Annotated in this window: 5 protein-coding genes and 1 pseudogene; 5 read left to right on the forward strand and 1 reads right to left on the reverse strand. The window is 62.0% G+C overall.

The window, feature by feature from the left end:
- Positions 1-57 precede the first annotated feature (57 nt).
- The 5 genes from Q0341_RS03525 (at position 58) to Q0341_RS03545 (ending at position 3,318) form a co-directional block, all read left to right on the forward strand.
- Complete coding sequence (locus Q0341_RS03525) at positions 58-309, forward strand: hypothetical protein (RefSeq protein ID WP_299510600.1); 252 nt, start codon at positions 58-60, stop codon at positions 307-309.
- 9 nt (positions 310-318) lie between these two features.
- On the forward strand, positions 319-1,200 hold the full coding sequence (locus Q0341_RS03530) for a PA4780 family RIO1-like protein kinase (RefSeq protein ID WP_299510602.1): 882 nt from the start codon (positions 319-321) through the stop codon (positions 1,198-1,200).
- A gap of 80 nt (positions 1,201-1,280) precedes the next feature.
- Positions 1,281-1,955: a tRNA-uridine aminocarboxypropyltransferase gene (locus Q0341_RS03535; protein WP_299510607.1), complete on the forward strand. Its 675-nt coding sequence runs from the start codon at positions 1,281-1,283 to the stop codon at positions 1,953-1,955.
- Between the two features lie 78 nt (positions 1,956-2,033).
- On the forward strand, positions 2,034-2,411 hold the full coding sequence (locus Q0341_RS03540) for a VOC family protein (RefSeq protein WP_299510604.1): 378 nt from the start codon (positions 2,034-2,036) through the stop codon (positions 2,409-2,411).
- Positions 2,412-2,439: 28 nt separating this feature from the next.
- Positions 2,440-3,318, forward strand: a complete 879-nt coding sequence (locus Q0341_RS03545) for a pirin family protein (protein WP_299510606.1) — start codon at positions 2,440-2,442, stop codon at positions 3,316-3,318.
- Between the two features lie 213 nt (positions 3,319-3,531).
- Here the strand turns inward: Q0341_RS03545 and Q0341_RS03550 are convergent.
- A pseudogene (locus tag Q0341_RS03550) lies at positions 3,532-3,725 on the reverse strand (2-dehydro-3-deoxy-6-phosphogalactonate aldolase); the annotation flags it as partial.

Below are 3,725 nucleotides of genomic sequence, written 5' to 3' on the forward strand. Positions count from 1 at the left end.
GGGCGGCGACAATGCAGGCATCGCCCCCGCAGGCATTGTCCAGGAAATCCCCCCTTCATGACCCCGTCCCCCACCAGCGCCCCCCACAGTTCCGCCCCTGATTTGTGCGAGCCCTGTGCCAGCATCCAGCGCCACTGGCGCAAAGCCCCCGGCCACGCCGAACTGGTACAAGGCACGCACAGCCGAGAAGACCGTGGCAACGGCCAGGCCAGTTTCACCCGTTACCGCTGCGACCGTTGCGGCGCGGCCTGGGAATACGAAAACAACAAGGCCAACCAGCACGCAGGCTGGGCTTTGCTTGACCACTGAAGCCGCCGCATGAAAGCACCACCGAGGCTGCAGACCCTGGTCGAAGAGGGCCTGATCGACACCGTGGTGCGCCAGCTCATGAGTGGCAAGGAGGCCATGGTCTTTGTGGTGCGCTGTGGCGACGAGACCCGCTGCGCCAAGATCTACAAAGAGGCCACCCACCGCAGCTTTCGGCAAGCGGTGGACTACACCGAAAACCGCAAGGTCAAAAACTCGCGCTCGGCCCGCGCCATGGCCAAGGGCAGCAAGTTTGGCCGCCAAGAGCAAGAAGCCGCCTGGCAAAGCGCCGAGGTGGACGCGCTGTACCGCCTGGCCGCAGCCGGTGTGCGTGTACCCCGGCCCTTCAATTTTTTCGACGGCGTGCTGCTCATGGAGCTGGTCACCGACGCCCACGGCGACGCAGCGCCGCGCCTGAACGATGTGGCCTTCACCCCCGCGCAAGCCCTGCAGCACCACACCACCTTGATTGGCGAAGTGGTGCGCATGCTGTGTGCGGGTGTGGTGCATGGCGACTTGTCGGAGTTCAATATTTTGTTGGCGCACATCCCCGGTGAGGGAGACTTGCCCGGCGTGGACGAGCCGGTCATCATCGACTTGCCGCAGGCTGTGGACGCGGCCGGTAACAACCACGCCCAGCGCATGCTGCTGCGCGATGTGGGCAACCTGCGCGACTTCTTTGGGCAATTTGCCCCCGCGCTGTTGCAAACCGACTTCGGCCCCGAAATCTGGAGCCTGTACCAAGCCGGTTTGCTGAGCAACGAGACACCGCTCACGGGTCGTTTTGAACGCTCGACTGCGAGTGTGGACATGGCGGCCGTGCTGCGCGAGATCGACGATGCGCGGGACGAAGAAGCGGCGCGGCGTTTGCGCATGGCCACACCTGCCGCTTGAAGGACGCTTTGGGTTTGAAAGCGCCTCACGCCGTCTCGCGTCTGCGCGCCGAGCGCCTGGCCCGCAGCGCCAAGCCTTTTATGGCCCGTGGCGGCATCAAAGGCGAGCGCTGCCCCGGCTGCCGCCTGGTGCCCAGCCACTGCATCTGCGCACTGCTGCCTGCGGTGCCCACACAATCGGGCATGTGTTTGCTCATGGCCGACATCGAACCCCTCAAGCCCAGCAACACCGGCTGGCTGATCGCCGACGTGGTGCCAGACACCTTTGCCTTTGGCTGGGCCCGCACCGAGGTAAACCCGGCCTTGCTGGCGCTGCTGGCCGATCCGCAGTGGCAGCCGTATGTGGTGTTTCCGGGTGAATTTGTGGCGCCTGAGCAGGTGGTGCATGCGGTGCCCACCCTGTCAAACAGCTCGCCCTTTGGCCAGCGCCCGCTGTTCATTTTGCTGGACGCCACTTGGGCCGAAGCGCGCAAGATGTTCCGCAAAAGCCCTTACCTGAACGCCTTGCCCGTGCTGAGCCTGAACCCCGAGCAGGTCTCGCGCTACCAGTTGCGCCGCTCCAAACGCGGTGACCACTTTTGCACCAGCGAAGTGGCTTCGCTGTGTCTGGAACTGGCGGGCGAGCTGCGTGCAGCCGAGACCCTACAGGCTTATTTGGACGTCTACACCCATCACTACCTGCAGGCCAAACACCAGCTGCCGCCCAACCTGCTAGGGCCTGCGCACACACGCTGGCAGTCATTGAAGAGGTCTTGATTCGGCCAAGCTGGCGGGTATCCGCTACGATACTGTCTCAATAATTTCGCCCGGCAACGGGTCTATGAGGAGAGCGCAATGTTCAGTCATGTGATGGTGGGTGTGAAAGACTTGGAAGTGTCTAAAAAGTTTTATGACGCCGTGTTGGGCACCTTGGGCTATGGCCCTGGCGTGGCCAACAACAACCGCTATTTCTACCGCAGCCCCACGGGCACTTTTGGCATCACCACGCCCATCAACGGCGAACCCGCCTGCCACGGCAACGGCAGCACCATTGGCTTCACCGTCAAGTCGGTCGAGCAAGGCGAAGCCTTCCATGCCGCCGGTGTGGCCAACGGCGGCGTCACCTGCGAAAACCCACCCGGTCTGCGTGAAGGCCCCGCAGGCAAGCTCTACTTGGCCTACTTGCGCGACCCCGACGGCAACAAAATCTGCGCTTTGCATCGTCCCGGTTGATCGTTGGATTTTTTGAAAAGGACCGGTTGTGACACAAGCTGCCCACCCACACGCCGTGAATATCTCGCGCACCATCGAACGCCTGGTCACCGGCCAGGCTACTTCGGATGGCGCGGGCGTCAAGCTCAGCCGCATCCTCACGCAAGACCTGCAGCACCGGCTTGACCCGTTTTTGATGCTCGACGCCTTTGGCAGCGACAAACCCGATGACTACATCGCCGGGTTCCCGGACCACCCCCACCGGGGTTTTGAAACGGTGACTTACATGATCGCCGGGCGCATGCTGCACCGCGACAGCGCGGGCAACGAAGGCCTGTTGCAAAACGGGGGCGTGCAATGGATGACCGCAGGCCAGGGCGTGATCCACTCCGAAATTCCGCAGCAAGCCGATGGCGTGATGGAGGGCTTTCAGCTGTGGCTGAACTTGCACAGCAGCGAAAAAATGCAAGCGCCCTGGTACCGCGATTTCCAGAACGCGCAGTTGCCTCAGTTTCAGACGCCCGAAGGCGTGGCCGTGACGGTGATCGCCGGGGCCAGCCACGGCGTGCAGGGCGCGGTGATCCGAGAGATCACGCAACCGGTTTATCTGGACGTGCACATGCCGCAGGGCGCACGTTTTGAGCAAACATTGCCCGATGGCCACAACGCCTTCATCTATGTCTACCGTGGCGAAGTCCGCATCAGTGGCCAGGCCGTGCCCCTGCAGCGCATGGCCATTTTGAAAAACACACCGCAGGCCGATGGTGTGGTGATTGAGGCCAGTACCGATGCCAAGTTGATTCTGGTGGCAGGCAAACCCCTGAAAGAGCCTATCGTGCAATATGGCCCGTTTGTGATGAACACCAAAGAAGAGATCTACCAGGCCTTGGCTGACTTCAAGGAAGGGCGGTTGGGGGAGCGGGCCTGATAGGGGCAAGGGCCTGATGCAACCGACGTTTTCTCTGTAGGTCGGGGCCTTCAGGTCCGACAGGTGTTTGTTCGTCAATGGCTTCTGAAAATGCTGGTTCGAGATCTGAGGCATGTCGGACCATCAAGGCCCGATCAGCGAAAAAGCCTCAAACCTCTGAGGCGTGATGGATTTCTCTGCTCAGTGCCTTCAGGTCTGATCTGGCTGCTCTATTCAGTCAAAAGCTTGTGCCCTGTAAGCCCGCACAAACGCCGTAGCCTGATCCTGTACCGCTTGCACCGATCGCCCCGGCGCATACAAGGCCGACCCCAAACCAAAACCAGTCGCACCAGCGGCGCGGTAAACGGCCATGTTGTCGGGCGTGATGCCGCCCACCGGCATCAAGGCGGCCGATTGGGGCAGCACGG

Origin of the sequence: uncultured Limnohabitans sp., assembly GCF_937889215.1 — a bacterium.
Classification (GTDB): domain Bacteria; phylum Pseudomonadota; class Gammaproteobacteria; order Burkholderiales; family Burkholderiaceae_C; genus Limnohabitans_A.